A 21,692-nucleotide genomic window follows, 5' to 3' on the forward strand; every position below is an offset into this window, starting at 1 on the left:
TTTCGCCCTTCGCTGCTCGTCGGATGCTGGTCGATGTGCTGTGTCTCGGGTGTGTCTGCGTGACTCGGGGAAGTCGGCGTCGGCCTGTCCGTTAACTCTGACCCTCAGCCTGAGGGTTATAGTTATGTCAACCTCGCCGTGGTCACGACACTAGGCAGCCGCCGCGCTCGATCGATGGAGACACGCCGGTGGGTGCGGGCGCTGCTCCTACTTCGTGGTCGGCTGACCCGGGACGGAGACGTCGTAGGTCTGGGCCTTGCGGGCGACCAGGAGCTGGGCGAGCACCTCGGCCTTGAGATCGGAGTCGGCGGAGCTCCCCCAGCGGACGGTCCGACCGTCACGGAGGTCGAGGGTGATCTCGTCGACGGTCTCGACCTCGACGTGGTCGATCTTCGCGGCCAGGTCGGCGGGCAGGGCGGCGACGACGAGGGCGGCCTCGCGCAGGGCGGCGTTCCCGGTGTCGTTGCCGGTCACCACACGCGGGAGGTCGGGTGGGGCCTGGGCGTAGTCGCGGAACACCACGCCGTCGGCGTCCATGCCGCGCAGCTGTCCGGCGATCTCGACGACCGCGACGGGGACGCGCTCGGTGACGTCGATGCGGACCTGGTCCGGCCACTCGCGCGAGACGTCGGCGGAGCGTACGGCGGCGAGCGCCTCGACCCGGGTGCGGATCCGCTCGAGGTCCACCCGGGCGAGGGCCTGGCCCTCGGGCACCGCGGCCGCCTGGCGGACCTGGCTGTCCGAGAGCAGCCGGGCGCCGTGCACGTCGACGCCCGTGACCGAGAGGTAGGAGGAGAAGAAGACCAGCCAGACGGTGCCGACCAGGAGGACCAGGACCAGCACCACCGCGAGCACGGGCTTCCAGTTCAGCCACCGGCGGGCCCACTGGCGGCGCGCGAACCGCTTCCGGGTGCGCAGGTCGGTCGACGTCTCGGTCATCCCAGCAGCTCCAGGACCCGAGGGCCGATCGCCGTCACGGTGCCCGCGCCCAGCGTGAGCACCAGGTCGCCGGGCCGGGCCCGGGCGACGAGCGCCGCGGCGACGTCGTCGAACGACGGCACGAACGCCACCCGATCGGCCGGGAGCGGTACGGCGGCCGCCACCATCGCCCCCGTCACGTCCGGGTCCGGGTCCTCGCGGGCGAGGTAGACGTCGAGCACGACGACCTCGTCCGCGGCACCCAGCGCCTCGCCCATCTGCACACCGAAGATCCGGGTGCGCGAGACCAGGTGCGGCTGGTAGCCCACCACGACCCGGCCCGACCCGGCGAGCGCCCGCGCGGCCTGCAGGTCCCCGGCGATCTCGGTCGGGTGGTGCGCGTAGCTGTCGTAGACGCGCACTCCCCCGGCCTCGCCCTTGAGCTCCATCCGGCGCTTGGTGCCGGTGTACGCCGCGATGCCGCGCACCAGGTCGTCGGCGTCGTAGCCCAGCGCGACACCGGCGGCCAGCGCCGCCAGGGCGTCGACGAGGTAGTGCTCCCCCGGCGACCAGAGCGTGACGTCCGTCAGCAGGCCGGGCGACGACGCCGACACCCGCACGACCCGCCGGCCCCGGTCCTCCGCACGCGACGCGAGCGCGGCGGCCCCCGGGTCGTCCACGCAGCAGACCAGGAAGCCGTCGGGCGCGACGGTGTCGGCGAAGTCCTCGAACGCGCGCCGGTAGGCCTCCTCGGTCCCCCAGTGGTCGAGGTGGTCGGCCTCGACGTTCGTGACGATCGCGGCGTACGGCGCGTAGTGCAGGAACGCACCGTCGCTCTCGTCCGCCTCCGCGACGAAGTCGAGTCCGGTGCCCTCTGCGGCGTTCACGCCGGTGGCCGCCAGGTCGCCGCCGATCGCGTACGTCGGGTCCGCGCCCGCCGCCTGCAGCGCGACCGTGAGCAAGGAGGTGGTCGTCGTCTTGCCGTGCGTGCCCGCGACCGCGACGACGCGACGCCCGGCCATCACCGCGGCCAGCGCCGCCGACCGCGGGAGGACGCGCAGCCCGCGGCGGACGGCCTCGGCGTACTCCGGGTTGTCCGCACGGACCGCCGTCGACACGACCACCGTGTCCGCGTCGCCCAGCTGGGATGCGGAGTGCCCGACGAAGACGGAGGCGCCCAGCGCCCGCAGGGCGGCCAGCGCCGGCGAGTCGGCACCGTCGCTGCCGCTCACCGAGATGCCGCGGGCCAGCATGATCCGGGCGATGCCGGACAGGCCGGCCCCGCCGAGGCCGACGAAGTGGACGTGGCCGAGCCGGTCGGCGGGGAGGATCTCGTCCGGGACGGGCACCTTCACGGACGCGCCGCCTCGAGGACGATGCGCGCGAGCCTCTCGTCGGCGTCGCGTGGGATCAGGGCCGCGGCCGCAGCGCCCATCGCCGCCAGCCTCGCGGTGTCGGCGGCGAGGTCCGGGATGTTCGCGACGACCCACTCCGTCGTCAGGTCGGCGTCCCGCACCAGGAGCCCGCCGCCCGCGGCGACCACGGGCGCGGCGTTCTTCTCCTGCTCGCCGTTGCCGATCGGCAGCGGCACGAAGACCGCGGGCAGGCCGACGGCGGCGGCCTCGGTCACGCTGGAGGCGCCCGCCCGGCAGACGACGAGGTCGGCGGCGGCGTACGCGAGGTCCATCCGGTCGATGTAGTCGACGACGACGTACGGCAGGTCGGTCGCGCCCGGCGTGGCGCCACCGTGCTTGCCCTGCGCGTGCAGCACCTGCACGCCGGCCGCGGCCAGCGAGGCCGCTGCTCCGGAGACCGCCTGGTTGAGCCGGCGGGCGCCCTGGGAGCCGCCGGTGACCAGCAGCGTGGGGCGGTCGGGGTCGAGGCCGAAGAACGCCCGGGCCTCGGCGCGCCGCGCGGCCCGGTCGAGGCCGGAGATCATCGTGCGGATCGGCAGGCCGACGTACTCCGCCTTCCTCAGCGGGGTGTCCGGGAAGCTCACCAGCACCCGCTCGGCGAATCTGGCACCGGCCTTGTTCGCCAGGCCGGGGACGGCGTTCTGCTCGTGGATCACCAGCGGGACCTGGCCCTTGCGGACCGCGAGGTAGACCGGCATCGAGACGTAGCCGCCGTACCCGACGACGACGTCGGGCCGCACTCGATCGAGCACCGCGCGGGTCTCGCGCACCGCGGCGCGGAGCCGGACGGGGACCTTGAAGAAGTCGGCGTTGGGGCGGCGCGGCAGCGGCACCGGCGGGATCAGCTCGAGCGGGTAGCCCGCCTCGGGGACGACCTTGTTCTCCAGGCCGCGCGGCGTGCCGAGACAGGTGACCTCGACGCCGGGCGCCAGGCGACGCAGGGCGTCGGCGGTGGCGAGCAGGGGTGAGGTGTGGCCGGCGGTGCCGCCGCCGGCGAGGAGTACGCGCATCGCGGTCAACCCTAGGAGACGCGACCCGCCGACAGTCCGGCGGAGCGGGCCTTCCTGCGCTGCGCCAGGGCGCGCGCGGCCTCGGGCTCGCGGCGTGCGAAGCCGACCAGGATGCCGAGCGCGACGAGCGAGGGCACCAGGGCCGAGCCGCCGTACGACACCAGCGGCAACGGGATGCCGATGACGGGGAGGAGGGCCAGCACCATGCCGACGTTGATGATCATCTGGCCGAGGAGCCAGACCACGATGCCGAAGGTCATGTACCGGACGAACGAGTCCTTGGTCTGCGCCGCGACCCGGATGGCGGCGTAGGCGATGGTGAGGAAGAGCGCGATCACCAGCAGCGTGCCGACCAGCCCCAGCTCCTCGCCGAGCACCGCGAAGATGAAGTCGGTATGCGCCTCGGGCAGCTCGCCCCACTTCTGCCGGCTGGCGCCGATGCCCTCGCCGAAGATGCCGCCGCTGGCGAGCGCGAACAGTCCGTGCGCGGGCTGCCAGCCCGCGTTGTGGTAGTCCTTGAACGGATCCGCGAAGTTCGTGATCCGCTGCAGCCGTTCCGAGCTCGTGGACGCGAGCCCGATCGCGACCACGCCCACGATGGTCAGCGCGAACGTGAAGAGCCGGCCGGGAGCGCCGACCACCCACAGCATCGCCAGCAGGATCGCGAAGAGCACCAGCGCGGTGCCCAGGTCCTTGCCGAAGACGACCAGTCCGATGACCGCGAGCAGGCCGGGCACCACGGGCATGAAGACCTCGTGGAAGCTGCCCAGCCGCTTGTCCTTCATCGCGTACACGTGGGCCGCCCAGAGCACGATCGCGAGCTTGGCGATCTCGGCGGGCTGGACGACGAACGGCCCGACGCCGAGCCAGTTCTGGTTGCCGTTCACCGTACGGCCGAGTCCGGTCTGGGTCAGGCCGAGCAGCACGATCGAGGTGAACAGGCCGAGCCACGCGAACCGCCGGATCAGCGAGTGCGGCAGCCGCGAGGCGACGAACGCGCACGGGATGCCGATCAGCACCCAGACCAGCTGCCGCTCGACGACCGCGTAGGAGTTGCCGTTCTGCTCGTAGGAGTAGACGCTCGACGCGCTGAGCACCATGACGAGCCCGATGGTGAGCAGCAGCCCGGAGGCGCCGAGCAGCAGGTAGTACGCCGTGAGCGGGCGGTCGAGCGCCTCGCGGACCGACGCGTACCAGCTCCCGAGGGCGGAGCGGCGCCGCGTCTGGTCGAGGGGGTCCGCGGTGGTCATCGCGTCCTCCTCGGGGTCGAGCCGGCTAGAGCCTGCGGCGTACGGCGTCTGCGAACGCGTCGCCGCGCTCGGCGTAGTTGGTGAACATGTCCATGGACGCGCACCCGGGAGCCAGCAGGACCGTGTCGCCGGGTCGAGCCAACTCGGCTGCGGCCCCCACGGCACGCTCCATGGCATGCACACCGTCTACGGGACCAGTCTCGTCGGCACCGACCACGATCACGGGCACATCGGGGGCGTGTCGCGAAAGCGCACCCGCGATCACGTCGCGGTCCCGGCCGAGCAGGACGACGCCGCGCAGCCGGTCGCGCACCGCGAGGACGAGCTCGTCGAAGCGCGCACCCTTGGCCAGGCCTCCGGCGACCCAGACGACCGGGTCGTAGGCCTGCAGCGACGACTGGGCGGCGTGCGGGTTGGTGGCCTTCGAGTCGTCGACCCAGGTGACGCCGTCGCGCTCCCCGACGACCGCGATCCGGTGGCCGTCGGGACGGAAGTTGCGGAGCCCCTCGCGGACCGCGGCCTGGGAGACGCCGTGGGCCCGGGCCAGCGCGGCGGCCGCGAGGGCGTTCTGCACGTTGTGCGGCGCGGGCGAGGCGAGGTCGGAGATCGTGCACAGCTCCGCCGCACTCGACTCACGCTGCTCGATGAACGCCCGGTCCGCGAGGATGTCCTCGACGACGCCGAGCATGCCGACGCCGGGCATCCCGAGGGTGAAGCCGACGGCCCGTGCCCCCTCGACGACGTCGGCCTCGCGCACCAGGCGCTCCGTCTCGGGGTCGGCGACGTTGTAGACGCAGGCCCGGCTGACCCGCTCGTAGATGCGGCCCTTGTCGGCCGCGTAGTCCGCCATCGAGGAGTACCAGTCGAGATGGTCCTCGGCGACGTTGAGCACCGCGGCCGACTCCGCGGCCATCGAGTCGGTGTAGTGCAGCTGGAAGCTGGAGAGCTCGACGGCGAAGACGTCGTACGGCTCGGGGTCCATCACGGCCTCGACGATCGGCAGGCCGACGTTGCCGACCGCGATGCTGCGCAGGCCGGCGGCGCGCAGGATCGCGTCGAGCATCTGCACGGTCGTGGTCTTGCCATTGGTGCCGGTGACGCAGAGCCAGGGGGTGTGGTGGTTCGGGTCGCGCAACCGCCAGGCGAGCTCGACCTCGCCCCAGACCGGCACGCCGCGCGCTCGCGCCTGCGCCAGCAGCGGCGCGTCCGGCCGCCAGCCGGGCGAGGTGACGAGCAGGTCGGCGTCGTCCGGCAGCGTCGCGGTGCTCCCGAGCCCCAGGCGGACGTCGGCGCCCAGCACCTCCAGGAGCTCGGCCTTCTGGGGGCGGTCGCCCGCCTCGGACTCGTCGAGCGCGACCACCCGCGCGCCGAGGTGGTTGAGGTTGTCGGCGGCGGCGAACCCGGACACGCCGAAGCCCGCGACGACCGCGTGGACACCCTCCCAGGAGTCGTGGCGTCCGAGACTGCGCGGGTCCATCAGATGCCCGCGACCCATTCGGCGTAGAAGATGCCGAGGCCGGCGGCGACGCAGATGCCGGTGATGATCCAGAACCGGATCACGACCGTCACCTGCTCCCAGCCGAGCATCTCGAAGTGGTGGTGGACGGGCGCGATCCGGAAGACCCGCCGCCCCGTCCCGGTCAGCCTCTTGGTGACCTTGAACGTCGTGACCTGGAGCATCACCGAGACCGTCTCGAGGACGAAGAGCCCGCCGAGGATGATCAGCAGCAGCTCGGTGCGGGTGAGGATCGCGAGCCCCGCGAGCGCCCCGCCGAGTGCGAGCGACCCGGTGTCGCCCATGAAGATCGCGGCGGGCGACGCGTTCCACCAGAGGAACCCGAAGCACGCGCCGGTGATCGCGGCGGCGACCACCGCGAGGTCGAGGGGGTCCCGGACCTCGTAGCAGAGGTTGGGCTGGTCGAGGCCGGACTGGCCGCACCACTGGTTGTTCTGCCAGATGTTCACGAACATGTAGGCGCCGAAGACCATCACGCACGCACCGCTGGCGAGCCCGTCGAGGCCGTCGGTGAGGTTCACGCCGTTCGACGTGGCGGCGATGACGAGCCAGATCAGCACCAGCACGACGACGGTCGGCAGCGTGATCCAGCCGATGTCGCGGATGAACGAGATGTGCTTGGACGCCGGGGTCTGGCCGCGGTCGTCCTCCAGCCACGGCGACAGCGAGAGCGCGCCGAAGACCAGCGCGATCACGGTCAGCCCGATCATCTTCGCCTTGCTGCGCAGGCCCAGGCTCCGCTGCTTGGAGATCTTGATGAAGTCGTCGAGGAAGCCGACCAGGCCGGTGCCGACGAACAGGAACAGCAGCAGCAGCGCCGAGGCCGTCGGCATGTCCTGGGTGATCAGCTTCGCGGCGAAGTAGCCGATCACGGTGGCGAGGATGATGACGACGCCCCCCATCGTGGGCGTGCCGCGCTTGGTGTGGTGGCTGGTCGGACCGTCGTCGCGGATCTCCTGGCCGTACCCCCACTGGGTGAACAGCGTGATCGCGACCCGGGTGCCGAGCAGCGAGACGAGCAGGGCGAGGCCGCCGCCGAGCAGGATGGCTCTCATGGCGCGGTTCCGTCTCCCTCCACCAGCAAACCCTCAGCGATCGTCTCCAACGCGGCGCCGCGCGATGCCTTGACCAGCACGACATCGGCGCCCGACGCATTCTCCCGCACCCACGCCAGTGCCTCGGCACGCCCCGCCGTGACGATCGTCTCGCGTCCGAAGCCGACGGCGATGCCGGCCGCGCCCTCGCCGACGACCACGAGCAGGTCCACCCCCAGGTCGGCCGCGGTGCGCCCCACACCCACGTGCTCGTCGTACGACGTCGGGCCGAGCTCGCGCATCTCGCCGAGGACCGCGACCGTGCGCCGGGACCGGCGCGCGCCGATCGCGACCAGCGCCTCGAGCGCCGCGGTCATGGAGGCGGGGTTGGCGTTGTAGGCGTCGTTGACGACCAGCAGCCCGTCGCCGCGCTCGTGCAGCTCCATCCGCATCGGCGACGCCGCCGTCGCCGTGCTGAGCGCCGAGGCGACCGTCGCCAGCGCGACACCGGCGGCGACCGCCATCGCCGCCGCCGCGGTGGCGTTCGCGACCTGGTGGAGGCCGGACTGCGTGAGCCGCACGGGCCGCCACTCCCCCGCGTGCCCCAGCTCGAACGACGGTCGGCCCAGGTCGTCCAGCTCGACGCCCCGCCACGCGACGTCGCCGGCGGCGCCGAAGGTCAGGACCGTCGCGGACGTGCGAGCGCCCATCGCGGCCACGAGCTCGTCGTCGGCGTTGAGGACGGCGGTGCCCGTGGACGGCAGCGCCTCGACGATCTCGCCCTTCGCGATCGCGATCGCCTCTCGGCTCCCGAACTCGCCGAGGTGCGCCGTGCCGACGTTGAGCACGGCGGCGATGGACGGCTGTGCGATCTCGCAGAGGAAGGCGATGTGGCCGATGCCGCGGGCGCCCATCTCCAGCACGAGGAACTCGGTGCCCGCGTCCGCGCGGAGCACCGTGAGCGGCAGGCCGAGCTCGTTGTTGAAGCTGCCCGCGGTGGCGACGGTCGGGCCCGCCGCGGCGAGCACCTGCGCGAGGTAGTCCTTGGTCCCGGTCTTGCCCTGCGAACCGGTCAGCGCCAGCACCGTCGCGTCGAGGCGGCGCGCGACGTGACGCGCGAGCGCCGCGAGCGCCGTCTCCGGGTCGCCGACGACGACGGTCGGTGCGCCGATCGGCCGGCTGCCCAGCACGGCGTGCGCCCCGGCGGCGTACTCGTGACCGTCGACGTGCTCGCCGACGACCGCCACGAACAGCCCGCCCGGCTCGGCCTTCCGGCTGTCGAGGAACGCGGGGCCGTCGACCACGAGATCCGGGTCGCCGTGGACGGTGCCGCCCACGACCTCGGCGATCTCCTGCAGGGTCATCGCAAGCACGCGAGCTCCTCCCGGGCGACCTCGCGGTCGTCGAAGGGATGTACCACGCCGTCGACCTCCTGGCCGGTCTCGTGGCCCTTGCCGGCGATCAGCACGATGTCGCCGGGCCGGGCCCGGCGCACCGCCTCGCGGATCGCGAGCCGCCGGTCGCCGACCTCGAGCACCTCGCCACCCGCGTCGTCCCCGACACCCGCGAGCATGGCGGCCCGGATCGCGGCCGGGTCCTCGGTGCGCGGGTTGTCGTCGGTGACGACGAGGAGGTCCGCGAGCCGCGCGGCGATCCCCGCCATGATCGGGCGCTTGCCGGGGTCCCGGTCCCCGCCCGCGCCGAGCACCATGATCACGCGACCGTCGGTCAGCGGGCGCAGGGTCCCGATCGCGGCCTCGACGGCGTCCGGCTTGTGGGCGTAGTCGACGACGACCACGAAGTCCTGGCCGGCCTCGATGCGCTCGAGCCGCCCGGGTACGCCGCCGCCCGCCGCGATGGCAGCCGCGACCGCGGGCGCGTCGAGCCCGGCCTCACCGGCGGCGGCCACGGCAGCCAGCGTGTTGGCGACGTTGAAGCCGCCGGGCAGCGGGCAGCCGGCCGCGAAGGTCTCACCCTCCGGCCCGGTGACCACGAACGTCGAGCCGTCCGGCCTCAGCTGGACCTCGCCGGCCCGCCAGTCCGCCTCCGCCCCGGTGGCGGAGAAGGTGCGCACCGGGACCGTCGCCTCGCGGACCAGCCGCCGGCCGTGCTCGTCGTCGACGTTGACCAGCCCGAGCCGGGCGCGACCAGGGGTGAACAGCGACGCCTTGGCGAGGAAGTAGTCCTCGACGTCGGCGTGGAAGTCGAGGTGGTCGCGGCCGAGGTTGAGGAACACCGCGACGTCGAAGACGACCCCGTCCACGCGTCCCATCACCAGCGCGTGGCTGGAGACCTCCATCGCGCACGCCTGCACCCCGCGCTCGCGCATCATCGCGAACAACCCGTGCAGGTCCGGCGCCTCGGGCGTGGTGAGCGTGGTCCTCACGTCCTCGCCGCCGACCCGGGTGCCGACGGTGCCGATCACGGCGGCCGGGACGCCGGCGCCGGCCAGCCCGCTCTCCAGCAGGCGTGTGGTCGTGGTCTTGCCCTGCGTGCCCGTGACGCCGACCATCCGCATCGCGGCCGCCGGCTCGCCGTACAGCCGCGCCGCGAGCCGGCCGAGCACCGCGCGGGGCTGGTCGACGACGAGGAGCGGCACGTCGACGGACACCGCATCCGCGCCGGCGGGGTCGGTCAGGACGGCGACGGCGCCGGCCCGCACCGCGGCGGCCGCGAACTCGATCCCGTGCGCGCGGGAGCCGGGCAGGGCGGCGTACAGGTCACCGGGCCGGATCCGCTGCGAGGACAGCGAGATCCCGGTGACCTCGACGCCCTCGGCGTCGCCGCGCAGGCCCGCGTCGAGCCAGGCCGCGACGGTCGGGAGCGGCGTCCGCGCAGGTGCGTCGGGCCGGGTGGAGTCGCTCACCACGTGAACCTATCGCTGCGAAACCCTCACCACTCCACAGGGAGGGTGGAGGGCTTCGCACCGGTCGGCGGGACCGCGTAGCGCTTGAGCGCGTAGCTCATGATCTTGGAGAAGGCGGGGCCGCCGACCGAGCCGCCACCCCCACCGTTGCTGGGGTTCTGCACCACGACGTAGACCGTGAAGCGCGGGTCGTCGGCCGGAGCGAAGCCGGCGAACGACACTGTGAACGTGCCGTCGTAGCAGCCGCAGGCCTTGCCCACGCGCTGGGCCGTGCCGGTCTTGCCGGCGACCACGTAGCCGGGCACCTGCGCGGCCGGGGCGACGCCGACCTCGGGGTCGACGACCCGCTCCATCATGTGCGTCATCTGGGTCGCGGCGCGGGAGCTGACCACCCGCCGCTTCGTGGTGTGGTCGGTGCCGACGGGCTGGCCGTCGTCGGTGGTCGCGGACCCCTCGATGAGGCTGGGCGACACGCGGACCCCGTCGTTCGCGATGGTGTTGATCGCGGCGGCCATCTGGACGCCGTTGACCGACAGCGACTGGCCGAAGGCGATCCGGTCCTGGGTCTGGTGGGTCCACACGCTCCTGGCGGGCAGCAGACCTGCGGTCTCGCCGCGGACGCCGATGCCGGTCGGCTGGCCGAGGCCGAACTGGCGCAGGTAGTCGTAGAGCTGGCCCTGCTTGAACCGGTCGGCGGCGAGCACGGTCGCGATGTTCGACGACTTCGCGATCGCGCCGGCCATGGTGAGGTGGATGGTGCCGTGCGGGAACCAGTCGTGGATCGGGCGGTCCTCGCGCATCAGCATGGGGGGCACGACGATCCGCGTCTGCGGCGTCACGAGGCCCTCGTCGAGCAGCGAGCTCACCGTGAGCACCTTCTCGACCGAGCCCGGCTCGTAGACGTCCTGCATCGCACGCGAGCCGAGGTCCGCCCTGGGCGCGTCCGTCGGGTCGTTGGCGTCGTACGTCGGGTCGTCCGCGACCGCGAGGAGCTCGCCCGTGCGGCTGTCCATCACGACGGCGAAGCCCGACTCCGCGCCGGCGTCCTCGACGGTCTGGCGCAGCACCCGCTGGGTGTACCACTGCAGGTCGAGGTCGATCGTGGTCCTCAGGTCCTGTCCGTCGACCGGCTTGGTCACGGTCTGGTCGCCGAGGGGGATCCGGTTGCCACCCCCGACCTCGTACCGGGCCGAGCCGTCGGTGCCCGAGAGCTGGGTGTCGAAGGTCCGCTCGAAGCCGGCGAGCGGCTCGTCGGTGCCCATGAAGCCGACCAGGTTCGCCGCGACGTCGCCGGCCGGGTAGTCGCGCACCGGGTCGCGGCGCGTGTCGAGCCCGTCGTACCCGTGCTTCTCCGCCGCCGCGATGACGGCCGTCGCGAGCGTCGACGGGACCCGGCGGGCGATGTACTCGAACCGGCTGCCGGGCGCGCGCAGCTTGGTGAGCGTCGAGACGTAGTCGATGTCGAGGCGCTTGTAGAGGAACCGCGCCAGCTCGGGGGCCTTCGCGGCGGTCAGGGCCGGATCCGCCACGACCATCATCCCGTCGACCGAGTCCGCGAGCGGCTCGCCGTTGCGGTCCAGGATGTCGCCGCGCTCGGCGGGCAGGTCGACCCGGACCAGACCCTCGGCGGCCGCCATCGCGGCGTACGAGTTCGGGTCGAGGCCCTGCAGCTGCACCAGGCGGGCGCCGAACAGCGACAGCACCATCGCGATGAAGACGAACCCGACGCGCAGCCGCAGCTGCGGCGAGCCACGACGGGATCCGCGCGGCGGGCGGGTCTGGCGCACGTCTGCTCGATTCTTCCGCGGGTCAGGTGGGGCGGGTGTGACTACTGGTGATTCTTGTCGCGGTGCCGCCCGTTTCCGGTGCTCTGCTGCCCCGTGTCGTGAGATTCCTCCGGCGTGACCGTGACGACGTGCGCCGGCGGGTTCAGCAGCGCCGGCTTCTTCGGCGGCAGCGGGTTGATCCGCAGCGCGGTGGTGCCGTCGCCCGGTGAGGGGACCCCGGTGACCTTGCCGGTGCCGAGCTCGAGGAACGCCGGGTTGCCTGCCTGCACCATGCCCAGGCCGATCGCGGCCTTGGCGATCCGCTGGGGGTTGCGCAGCTGGTCGAGGTCCATCTGGAGCGTCTGCTGGCGGGCGGCCAGCGTGCTCGCCTGGTCCTCGAGGGCGGTCGACGCGAACGACGCCTGCTGCATCGAGGTGTTGAAGAGGAGCAGCCCGACGACGCCGCCGAGGAGCACCATCGAGACGAGCGCCACGAACGGCATCCGGGCCGCGCGCGTGCGCCGGCGCGGGACCACGGTGAGCCGGGCGCGCTCGACGGCGACCTCGGCGATCCGCGGCATCCTGGTGCGGATCTGGGCGACCGTACTGCTCATGCTGCAACCCCTCCCTGGGTGACACGCTCGACCGCGCGCAGCCGGACCGAGGCCGCGCGCGGGTTCTGTGAGATCTCCTCCGGGCTCGCCTTCTCGGCGCCCCGGGTGACCAGCCGGAGAGCCGGCTCGTGCCCCTCCGGCACGAACGGCAGGTCCTCCGGGACGTCGAGCCGCGTGGCCGCGACGAACGCCTGCTTCACGAGCCGGTCCTCCAGCGAGTGGTAGGACTCGACCACCACTCGCCCGCCGACGCTGACCGCGTCGATGGCGGCCGGCAGGGCGCGGCGCAGGACCGCGAGCTCGTCGTTGACCTCCATGCGGAGGGCCTGGAAGGTCCGCTTCGCCGGGTGCCCCCCGGTACGCCGGGCCGGCGCCGGGATCTCGGCGTAGAGCAGCTCGACCAGCCGGGCCGATGTCGTGAACGGCTCCTTCGCACGCTCCCTCACGACGGCGGCGGCGATCTTGCGCGCGAACCTCTCCTCGCCGTACTCCCGCAGCACCCGGGTCAGCTCGGCGGCGTCGTAGGTGTTGAGGACGTCGGCGGCGGTCGGGCCGTCGCCGCCCATCCGCATGTCGAGCGGCGCGTCCTCGGCGTAGGCGAACCCGCGCTCACGCACGTCGAGCTGCATCGAGGAGACGCCGAGGTCGAAGAGCACGCCGTCCACGGTCGGCAGGCCGAGGTCGTCGAGCACCTCCCGCAGCTCGTCGTACACCGCGAGCACGCCGGTGAACCGGTCGCCGAACGGCGCCAGCCGCTCGCCCGCCCGACGCAGCGCCTCGGGGTCGCGGTCGATGCCGACCACCCGGACCGCGTCGAGCCGCTCGAGCACCGCGGCGCTGTGGCCACCGAGGCCCAGCGTGCAGTCCACGAGCACGGCGCCCGGGCGGTCGAGCGCAGGCGCCAGCAGGGCGACGACCCGGTCGAGGAGGACCGGGACGTGGGAGGGGCTGCTCATGTCAGGCCTGACGCGCCAGCAGTGCCAGCAGCAGGAAGCCCCCGGCTACCCCGAGTGAGGTCACGGCCGAGAAGGCCATCAGCGCCGCGGCGTCGCGAGCCTGGTGGCGGACCCGGCGTACCGGAGCCTCCTCCTCGACCCGGAGCGGCGTGACCGCCGCGTGCGCGATGCTCATTCGACCCTGCCTCGACCCTCGTGTGTCCCGGAAATCCGATGGCGATCCGCCTGACCAGGTCCCTGCCCGCTCCCTGGGGAAGGCCATCTGGAACCGGGGAAGTTGACCCAGATGGCAGCGGGAGCGGGCTCGAGACCTCGTCCTGCGGATCGCTGTTGAGTTCGTGGTGCTAGTTCTGCTGGTGCTGCTGCGGGTTGGGCTGCTCGTCCAGCTCGGCGAACTTCGCCTGCGCACCGGAGGAGTAGTCCTGCCACCGGGCCGGGTCCCAGATCTCGATGCGGTCCATCACGCCGATCACGACCACGTCGCGGTCGAGCCCGGCGTACTCCCGCAGCGAGGCCTGGATGCCGATCCGGCCCTGCTTGTCGAGCGAGCCCTCGTCGGCGCCGGCGAACAGGATGCGCGCGTAGTCACGCGCTCCTCGCACCGTCAACGGCGTGGCCTGCGCCCGCCGGGCCTCCTCCATGAAGACGTCCGTGGGCCACACGACCAGGCAGTTCTCCTGACCTTGGGTCACCACGAGCCCCTCCGCGAGTCGGTCCCTGAACTTCGCCGGGAGGAACAGCCGGCCCTTGTCGTCGAGCTTCGGCGTGTACGTGCCCATGAAGAACATCGGGCACCTCCACTCCTGACCCTTCCTCCACTGCGCTCCACTTTACGCCACTTTCCCCCACCGTCAACCATCTTCCGCGCGTTTCCCCGCTGTTTCCGCCCGGTTCTCCACGTCGATCGCACCGGGAGCCGGCAACGGGAGGAGTCCGTTTGTGCAGGTCAGCGCGTGCGAAGCCCAGACGACCCACGGAGAGTGGGGCGTGGTGGAGGGCTCGGCGCAGGGCGCCTGGGGCGGAGTGGAGGGAGGGGTGGAACCCCCGCACTCCCCCACTGCAACCAATTCGTGACCCGGGGAGTCGAACGCATCGGTGCTCGGTCCACGTAGGTTTCTCCGGCACGACTACGGTGAGGTCAGCAAGTGGCGTGGGTCACGCGGGGGATCGGGGAAGGGACACCAGTGGGAACAGAGTCAGACGGGGCGACGGGCGGAGCGGACCTGCAGACCCTGGCCCGCGTGGTCGGCCGGGTGCGGTCGAACATCGAGCGCGTCATCGAGGGCAAGCCCGACGTCGTCAACGCCGCGCTCGTGGTGCTGCTCGCCGAGGGCCACCTGCTCATCGAGGACGTGCCGGGAGTCGGCAAGACGATGCTGAGCAAGTCCCTGGCGCGGAGCATCGACTGCTCGGTGCGGCGCATCCAGTTCACCCCGGACCTGCTGCCCTCCGACGTGACCGGCGTCTCGGTGTTCAACCAGAACACCCGGGAGTTCGAGTTCCGCCCCGGCGGCGTCTTCGCGAACATCGTGGTCGGCGACGAGATCAACCGCGCGTCGCCCAAGACCCAGTCCGCCCTCCTGGAATGCATGGAGGAGCGGCAGGTCACCGTCGACAACACGACGTACCAGCTCGAGCAGCCGTTCATGGTGATCGCGACCCAGAACCCGATCGAGATGGAGGGCACCTACGCCCTCCCCGAGGCGCAGCGGGACCGCTTCATGGCGCGCGTGTCGATCGGCTACCCGGTCGAGGCCGCCGAGATCGCGATGCTCACCTCGCACACGGGCCAGAACCCGCTCGACGACCTCGAGCCGGTGACCGACGCCGCCGAGGTGCGCAAGCTCGTGGGCATCGTCGGCCAGGTGCACGTGTCCGAGGCCGTGCAGCGGTACGCCGTGGCGATCACCTCCGCCACCCGTCGCTCCGACGAGCTCACCCTCGGTGCGTCGCCGCGCGCGTCGCTGCACCTGGTCCGCGCCTCCAAGGCCGTCGCCGCGATGGACGGCCGGGACTACGTGCTCCCCGACGACGTGCTCCGCCTCGCCCGACCGGTGCTGTCGCACCGGCTGCTCCCGAGCGTCGAGGCCGCGATGAGCGGCCGCTCGACCGCCGCCATCCTCGAGGCGGTGCTCACCGGCGTACCGGTCCCTCAGCCGTGAGCACGTCATGAAAGAGGCACTGGCCGGCCTGACCGTCCGCGGACGGGCGTTCCTGGCCGCCGGGGTGACGGCGCTGGTCTGCGCCATCGTGCTCGACCAGTCCGCGCTGACGCGGGTCGGGATCCTCGTCGTCGCGCTGCCACTGATCACCGCGTGGGTCGTCGGCCGCAACCGGTATCGCCTCGCGCTGGTCCGCACCGTGACCCCGCAGCTGGTCGCCGCCGGCCAGCCCGCCCGGGTGACGCTCAGCGTCACCAACGAGGGGCGTACGCCGAACGGCGTGCTGCTGCTCGAGGACCAGGTGCCCTACGTGCTCGGCACCCGACCGCGCTTCATCGTCGAGGGCATCGGCATGGGCTGGAAGCAGACGGTGACCTACCAGGTCCGGTCCGACATCCGCGGCCACTTCGAGATCGGCCCGATGTCGGTGCGGGTGACCGACCCGTTCGGCCTCGTCGAGCTCGGTCGCGCGTTCCGCACCACGGTGCCGCTCACGGTCACCCCGCGCACCGTCGTCCTGCCCCAGATCCCGCTCGGGGGTGCCTGGACCGGCTCCGGCGACAACCGGCCGCGCGCGTTCGCGACCGGCTCGGCGGAGGACGTCACCGTGCGCGAGTACCGCCGCGGCGACGACCTGCGCCGCGTGCACTGGCGCAGCTCGGCCAAGGTCGGCGAGCTGATGGTGCGCCGCGAGGAGCAGCCGTGGCAGTCCCGGGCGACGCTGTTCCTCGACAACCGCTCCAGCGCCCACCGCGGCCACGGCATCGCGTCCTCGCTCGAGGCGGCCGTGTCCGCCGCGGCGTCGATCGCGGTCCACCTGACCCACCGCGGCTTCGCCGTACGCCTGGTGACGGCGACGGGCGAGGACCCCAGCAGCGCCTGGCACGTCCGGAACGCCGACCTCAACACCGGTCCGCTGCTCGAGGCGCTCGCGGTGGTGCAGGCGGTCCCGCAGCTGCGGCTCGACACGTCCTGGCTGACGGAGGGCTCGCACGGCGGCCTCACGGTCTCGGTGTTCGGCAAGGTCGACGCCTCCGACCTCCCGGCGATGCGCCGGATGCAGCACCAGGCCGGTTCCGCGCTGGCGGTCGCGGTCGACGCGGACGCGTGGGCCGGCGCGCCCGCGAGCCCGGGGGCGACCAGGGCGCTCGCCCAGCAGGGCTGGCGTTCGGTCGTGCTCGGGCCCCGCGACCGTCTCGACGCCGTCTGGCAGGAGCTCGGCCGCAGCAGCGCCCACTCCTCCCGCGGGGCCGCCCACCCACGCGAGGGGGTCGTCGGATGAGCAGGAACCGCGGCAGCCTGGCCGCGTCGGTCACGCTCCCGGCCGTCGCCGCCGGCACCACCTGGATCGCGATGTACGCCTGGCGGGACTTCGCCGCCACCCCGGGTGGCTTCCTCAATCCCCTGTTCCTGCTGGCGATCGTCGTCGCGGGCACGGGCACCGCGCTGCGCTGGTGGCGGACGCCGGCGCCGCTCGTCGTCACGGTCCAGGTCCTGGCGTCCGGCCTGGTGGCGATGCTGCTCATCACCGGGTCGCCGCTGCCGGTCGGCGGGGGGTGGACCGAGCTCCACCGCGCGATCTCGGAGGCGCTCGACACCTCGCGCCAGTTCGCGGCACCGGTGCCCGACACCGCCCCGCCGATCGACCCGCTGCTGATCCTGTGCGGGCTGCTCTGCCTGCTGCTCGTCGACCTCCTGGCCTGCACGCTGCGCCGGGTCCCGCTGGCGGGCCTGCCGCTGCTGACGATCTACAGCATCCCGGTCAGCATGGTCGGCCACGGCATCAGCTGGTGGGTGTTCGTCGCGACCGCGGCCGGCTTCCTCGTCATGCTGTTCCTCCAGGAGGGCGACCGCGTGGCCCGCTGGGGACGGCCGATCGGCATCGACCGCGAGACCGGCGACCCGATCTCCTTCGGCGCCGGCGCCCACGTCGTCCGCAGCACCGCCGGCGCGATCGGCGGCGTGGCCACCGCGCTCGCGGTCTTCCTGCCCGCACTGGTGCCGACCGCCGGCGTGCACCTCCTCGACTTCGGACCGGGGCACGGCGGCGGCAACGACATCCGGATCGACAACCCGACCGCGGACCTGGTGCGCGACCTCAAGCGCGGCGCCGACACTCCCCTGGTGCAGATCACCACGACCGATCCGGACCCGTCGTACCTCCGCATCCTCGCGCTCACCCGCTTCAGCGACACCGAGTGGAGCCCGGGGAACCGGGACGTGCCGGCGGACCAGGGCGCGGACGGCGCGGTGCCCCCGCCCGAGGGGGTGTCCGCGTCGGTCGGACGCCAGGAGACGCCGTACGACGTCACGATCCTCCCGGCGTTCAACTCCCGCTGGCTGCCCACGCAGGCGCCGATCAGCAGGATCCAGGCCGCCGGCGACTGGCGCTACGACAGCAAGACCATGGACTTCCTCGCCGTACCGGACGACCTGTCGACCTCCGGCATGCACTACACGATGAGCGCGCTGGACCTGAGGCTCACCTCCCAGCGGCTCGAGGACGCGGGCAGCGCGGTCGGCCGGGTCAGCGAGGCGTTCACCGACGTCCCCGCCGACGTCCCGCCGATCGTGCGCGAGCTCGCCGTCGAGGTGACGCAGGACGCCACCACCCGGTTCGAGAAGGCGGTCGCGCTGCAGGACTGGTTCCGCTCGGGCGGGGGCTTCACCTACTCCCTCGCCAACGCGGACGGCAGCGGGTACGACGCGCTGGTCAGCTTCCTCAGCGACGGTCCCGGCGGGCGCACCGGCTACTGCGAGCAGTTCGCCTCCGCGATGGCGGTGATGGCGCGACTGCTCGGCATCCCGGCCCGGGTCGCGATCGGCTTCCTCCATCCCGACCCGGCCGGCCCGGACACCTGGATCTACAGCTCCGACGACATGCACGCCTGGCCGGAGCTCTTCTTCGAGGGCGCCGGCTGGGTGCGGTTCGAGCCCACCCCCGCAGGGCGCGCCGAGACGGTGCCGACCTACACCCGGATCGCGACCGGGCCGGGCGAGGGCGTGACCGACCCGGCCGGTCCGACCGGTGGCCAGAGCGCGATCCAGCCCACCAACAACCGCCCGAGCCTGGACGAGCAGTCCGCGGCCGGTGCCGGCCCGAACGACCACGGCGGCAACGGGCCGTGGCTCCCGCTCGGCGGCGCGCTGGTCGCGGCGCTGGTCGTCGGCGGGCTGCTGCTCCTCCCCCGGGCCGTCCGGGGGCGGCGCCGCGAGCGACGGCTGACGGCCGGCGCGCCGGAGGAGGCGTGGGTCGAGCTCCGCGACACCGCGGTCGACCTCGGCGTCCCGTGGCCGGCCGGCCGGTCACCACGCGCGACCAGGAACCTGCTGGTCGACCACCTCGGCGCCCCGCTCGGTCCCCACACCCCGGACCGACCGGCGCACGGCCCGGTCGAGGCGCCCGCGGCGGTGGCGGCCCTGGACCGGCTGGTGCACGACCTCGAGCGGCTCCGCTACGCCCGCCCCGGCTGGGCACCCGACCCGGTGCGGGTGCGTGCCGACGCCCAGACCCTGCTCGACTCGCTCGCCGGGGGCGCGATGCGGTCCGCGCGGCGCCGCGCGACCTGGTGGCCGCGGTCGGTGCTGGCCTTCGCCTCCCGCCCGACCGGCCCCGCACCCACCACCGTCGAGGCGCGGTACGGCGGGGTCGTCGACCACGTCAACTGAGGGTCAGCTGGTCAGCGCGTCTGGATCGGTCTCGATACGCCGGATCCGAGCTCGTTCCTCGCTCGGACGGCTACTCGACCTTTGCGTCTGTCTTTCACCCCGAGCAAGCTCGGGGCGAGGACGCTAGAACCCGCCGTCCTCGCGGCGGCGACGCCACCGCTCCTCGACCCGCTCCATGAAGGAGTGGCCGGAGTGGCTGCGGCGCAGGCGCCTGGCCTTGCCGGTCTTGCCGGTCTTGCCGCCCTCGATGACGGTGAACCCGTGGCTGGGGTGGGCGGACCGCGGGTCGTGGCCGTGGCCCTGCTGGCCGCGCATCGCGGTGAGCGCCACGGTGGCCGAGACGAGCATGATCACGAACCCGACGATGCCGACGGGGGTGATCTGGGCGACCGCACCGGTCATCAGCACGACCACGCCGACCACGAAGCCGACACCCGCGACGATCGCGCGGCGACGGGCGGAGCGACGGAACGCGGTGCCGCGCAGCGTCGAGGCGAGCTTGGGGTCCTCCTCGACAAGGGCACGTTCCATCTGCTCGAGCAGTCGGAGCTCCTCTTCCGAGAGTGGCACTGTGCCTCCCCTGCCATGTCAGCGCCGGTCCGGGTCCGGTTGTGGCAAGTCTAGGCAGCGGCCGGGCAACTCGGTAGGCGGGATCGTAAATTCGTGATTCAACCGTTCCCGTTCTCACGGACCCGAAACGAGGGCTCAGCGCGCAAGCACGTGCAGCTGCGTCGCCAGCGGCCGGAACTCCGTCCGTTCTGCGACCGCCCGCTCCAGCTCCACGAGGGCGGCGGTCGCCCCTGGCTCCAGGTCGAGCAGTGACCCCGGCACCAGGTCGGCGAACACGCGTACGCCGTGCACGGTCCCGATCTCGAAGCCGGCACCGACCAGCAGGGCGCGGACCTCCTCCTCGGTGAAGCGGTGCCCGGCGCGGCCGGTTCCGGCGGCGGGATCGTCGAGCATCGCGAGCGCCTGGGCGAAGTGGCCGGCCATCGCGCGCGCCACGACCGAGGCGTACCGCTGGGCGACCAGCAGGCTCAACGTGCCGCCCGGCCGCAGCACCTGGCGCAGCGTCGTCAGTGCGGCAGCCGGGTCGTCGACCACCTCGAGCACCCCGTGGCAGAGCACCACGTCGGCGCTCGCGGGGCCGCTGACGTCGAGCAGCGTGGACAGGTCACCCTGCTCGCCGGTGACGGCCACACCGAGCTCACGCGCCCGGCGGTCGAGGGCGGCGAGTGCGTCCGGGCTCGGGTCGACCACGGTGACCCGGTGGCCGAGCTCGGCGACCCGGACCGCGAACCCGCCCGTGCCCCCGCCGATGTCGAGGACATCGCCGGCACCGGCCAGCACCTGCTCGAGCGCCGTCCAGACCAGCGAGGTCCGGGCGGAGCTGCGGCGCTCGCTGGGCTTGACGCTGTCGGGCATGGCCCCACCCTAGAGGGCTCAGCCGGCCCGCATCGCCACCGACCGCGCGGGCCCGGTCGCGTGCGGGACCAGCCCGAGCGACCGCTCGACGACGGCGAGGAACCGGTCCGCGTCGCGGACCAGGTCGTCGGCCTCCCGCTCGCTGACCGAGCGGGTCGAGCCGGCCTCCGCGGCCGCCCGCTTCGCCGCTCCCCCTGCGAAGAACTGCGCCCACTCGGTGAGCTCGGGCGCGACCTCGGCGAGCAGCACCCACGCGTTCTTCTGGCGGCGCCGCCGGGCCGGCGTGGGCTGGGCGCGGGCCGCGAGCAGCGCCGCCGCCGCCCGGAGCGCGGCGACGTGCGCGCAGGCGTAGCGGGTCGGGACCTCCGTCGCGGCGATCGCCTCGCTGAGCGACTCGGCGGCACGGGCGAGGTAGGAGTGTGTGGTGGCGGGCAGGGCGTACGGGTTCATCGCTGACCTCTCCTCGACCCCGGGACCGCGACCCCTGGACGTGCGTCGTGCGACCCCGGCGGGGGCGGGGGTCGAGGTCGCCCCCGCCGGGTCTGTTCGAACGCATGTTCGAACAGACCCTCACGCTACACCTGCCCCCGGACAGGGCGTCAAGGGCCGGTCAGGCGGCGCGGTCCCCGGTGCCGCAGAAGACGCGGGTGTCCTTGTGCCACAGCCCGACGACGGCCGCGACGTCGACGAGGAGCGAGACGATCGCGACGACGAGGAACAGCGCCGGCGGGTTGGTGCGCAGGATCGCGAACGTCGCGATCCCGATCATCACGACCAGGGCGCTGAGCAGGATCCGGGCCCAGTTGTGCCCGCCGCGGAAGAACGAGATCAGCACCATGGCGAGCAGCGCGACCACGACGAACATCGTGATCGCCACCGGCACGAACGCCGGCGGCTCGACCGCTCCGGCGTCGGAGCGGTCGGCGGCCCACGCCCGCACCAGCTCGTCCTTGAACACGACGGTCATCAGTGCGGTGAGGCCGGTCATCGCCACGGCGGCGGCGGCGAGCCAGGTCGCACCGGTCACCACGGCCGGGCGCTGCGGGGTCATCCGCTCTCCTCACTGGTCCCTCGGGTGTCGCTGTCCGCTG

At 73.1% G+C, this 21,692-nt stretch carries 20 protein-coding genes; 3 read left to right on the top strand and 17 right to left on the bottom strand.

What is annotated here, in order from left to right:
• Positions 1-207: 207 nt before the first annotated feature.
• From ACVW2K_RS18145 to mraZ, 13 genes are all read right to left on the bottom strand, one after another.
• A complete protein-coding gene (locus ACVW2K_RS18145) occupies positions 208-939 on the bottom strand; it encodes a cell division protein FtsQ/DivIB (protein ID WP_457203468.1) in 732 nt (243 codons plus the stop codon).
• Positions 936-2,273 carry a UDP-N-acetylmuramate--L-alanine ligase gene (locus tag ACVW2K_RS18150; protein ID WP_457203469.1) on the bottom strand — a complete coding sequence of 446 codons (1,338 nt, stop codon included), beginning with the start codon at positions 2,271-2,273 and terminating at the stop codon, positions 936-938. Before ACVW2K_RS18150 ends, ACVW2K_RS18145 begins: the two co-directional genes overlap by 4 nt.
• Positions 2,270-3,343 (bottom strand): undecaprenyldiphospho-muramoylpentapeptide beta-N-acetylglucosaminyltransferase, encoded by a 1,074-nt coding sequence (murG, locus tag ACVW2K_RS18155; RefSeq protein WP_457203470.1) that lies wholly within the window; start codon positions 3,341-3,343, stop codon positions 2,270-2,272. Before murG ends, ACVW2K_RS18150 begins: the two co-directional genes overlap by 4 nt.
• A gap of 11 nt (positions 3,344-3,354) precedes the next feature.
• Entirely contained in the window at positions 3,355-4,593 is a 1,239-nt protein-coding gene (gene ftsW, locus ACVW2K_RS18160) for a putative lipid II flippase FtsW (RefSeq protein ID WP_028635941.1), read from the bottom strand.
• Positions 4,594-4,618: 25 nt separating this feature from the next.
• Positions 4,619-6,070 carry a UDP-N-acetylmuramoyl-L-alanine--D-glutamate ligase gene (gene murD / locus ACVW2K_RS18165; protein ID WP_457203471.1) on the bottom strand — a complete coding sequence of 484 codons (1,452 nt, stop codon included), beginning with the start codon at positions 6,068-6,070 and terminating at the stop codon, positions 4,619-4,621.
• The gene (gene mraY / locus ACVW2K_RS18170; RefSeq protein ID WP_028635943.1) at positions 6,070-7,164 is read right to left on the bottom strand and encodes a phospho-N-acetylmuramoyl-pentapeptide-transferase; all 1,095 of its coding nucleotides are present in this window, start codon (positions 7,162-7,164) and stop codon (positions 6,070-6,072) included. Before mraY ends, murD begins: the two co-directional genes overlap by 1 nt.
• Positions 7,161-8,507, bottom strand: a complete 1,347-nt coding sequence (locus tag ACVW2K_RS18175) for a UDP-N-acetylmuramoyl-tripeptide--D-alanyl-D-alanine ligase (RefSeq protein WP_457204091.1) — start codon at positions 8,505-8,507, stop codon at positions 7,161-7,163. Before ACVW2K_RS18175 ends, mraY begins: the two co-directional genes overlap by 4 nt.
• Positions 8,504-10,009 carry a UDP-N-acetylmuramoyl-L-alanyl-D-glutamate--2,6-diaminopimelate ligase gene (locus tag ACVW2K_RS18180; RefSeq protein WP_457203472.1) on the bottom strand — a complete coding sequence of 502 codons (1,506 nt, stop codon included), beginning with the start codon at positions 10,007-10,009 and terminating at the stop codon, positions 8,504-8,506. The genes ACVW2K_RS18175 and ACVW2K_RS18180 overlap by 4 nt, the downstream gene beginning before the upstream one ends.
• A gap of 26 nt (positions 10,010-10,035) precedes the next feature.
• Complete coding sequence (locus ACVW2K_RS18185; protein ID WP_457203473.1) at positions 10,036-11,796, bottom strand: peptidoglycan D,D-transpeptidase FtsI family protein; 1,761 nt, start codon at positions 11,794-11,796, stop codon at positions 10,036-10,038.
• A 41-nt stretch (positions 11,797-11,837) separates the two neighbouring features.
• Positions 11,838-12,389 carry a hypothetical protein gene (locus ACVW2K_RS18190; protein ID WP_051548638.1) on the bottom strand — a complete coding sequence of 184 codons (552 nt, stop codon included), beginning with the start codon at positions 12,387-12,389 and terminating at the stop codon, positions 11,838-11,840.
• A complete protein-coding gene (rsmH, locus tag ACVW2K_RS18195; RefSeq protein WP_457203474.1) occupies positions 12,386-13,345 on the bottom strand; it encodes a 16S rRNA (cytosine(1402)-N(4))-methyltransferase RsmH in 960 nt (319 codons plus the stop codon). The genes ACVW2K_RS18190 and rsmH overlap by 4 nt, the downstream gene beginning before the upstream one ends.
• A gap of 1 nt (position 13,346) precedes the next feature.
• Entirely contained in the window at positions 13,347-13,520 is a 174-nt protein-coding gene (locus ACVW2K_RS18200; RefSeq protein ID WP_457203475.1) for a hypothetical protein, read from the bottom strand.
• Between the two features lie 169 nt (positions 13,521-13,689).
• On the bottom strand, positions 13,690-14,133 hold the full coding sequence (mraZ, locus tag ACVW2K_RS18205; protein WP_028635948.1) for a division/cell wall cluster transcriptional repressor MraZ: 444 nt from the start codon (positions 14,131-14,133) through the stop codon (positions 13,690-13,692).
• A 396-nt stretch (positions 14,134-14,529) separates the two neighbouring features.
• Between mraZ and ACVW2K_RS18210 the strand changes: the two genes are divergently transcribed.
• The 3 genes from ACVW2K_RS18210 to ACVW2K_RS18220 are packed head-to-tail and all read left to right on the top strand — an operon-like array spanning position 14,530 to position 19,176.
• A complete protein-coding gene (locus ACVW2K_RS18210; protein WP_036569219.1) occupies positions 14,530-15,507 on the top strand; it encodes an AAA family ATPase in 978 nt (325 codons plus the stop codon).
• Positions 15,508-15,514: 7 nt separating this feature from the next.
• Positions 15,515-16,789 (top strand): DUF58 domain-containing protein, encoded by a 1,275-nt coding sequence (locus ACVW2K_RS18215; RefSeq protein WP_457203476.1) that lies wholly within the window; start codon positions 15,515-15,517, stop codon positions 16,787-16,789.
• A complete protein-coding gene (locus tag ACVW2K_RS18220; protein WP_457203477.1) occupies positions 16,786-19,176 on the top strand; it encodes a transglutaminase family protein in 2,391 nt (796 codons plus the stop codon). The genes ACVW2K_RS18215 and ACVW2K_RS18220 overlap by 4 nt, the downstream gene beginning before the upstream one ends.
• Before the next feature lie 123 nt (positions 19,177-19,299).
• Here the strand turns inward: ACVW2K_RS18220 and ACVW2K_RS18225 are convergent, their stop codons facing one another.
• From ACVW2K_RS18225 to ACVW2K_RS18240, 4 genes are all read right to left on the bottom strand, one after another.
• Positions 19,300-19,746: a DUF3040 domain-containing protein gene (locus tag ACVW2K_RS18225; RefSeq protein ID WP_028635952.1), complete on the bottom strand. Its 447-nt coding sequence runs from the start codon at positions 19,744-19,746 to the stop codon at positions 19,300-19,302.
• 135 nt (positions 19,747-19,881) lie between these two features.
• Complete coding sequence (locus ACVW2K_RS18230; RefSeq protein WP_457203478.1) at positions 19,882-20,601, bottom strand: methyltransferase; 720 nt, start codon at positions 20,599-20,601, stop codon at positions 19,882-19,884.
• A gap of 18 nt (positions 20,602-20,619) precedes the next feature.
• Positions 20,620-21,051: an SAV_6107 family HEPN domain-containing protein gene (locus ACVW2K_RS18235; RefSeq protein ID WP_457203479.1), complete on the bottom strand. Its 432-nt coding sequence runs from the start codon at positions 21,049-21,051 to the stop codon at positions 20,620-20,622.
• Positions 21,052-21,211: 160 nt separating this feature from the next.
• Positions 21,212-21,652, bottom strand: a complete 441-nt coding sequence (locus ACVW2K_RS18240) for a hypothetical protein (RefSeq protein ID WP_457203480.1) — start codon at positions 21,650-21,652, stop codon at positions 21,212-21,214.
• Positions 21,653-21,692: the final 40 nt, after the last annotated feature.

Source organism: Nocardioides sp. HB32 (assembly GCF_054058995.1).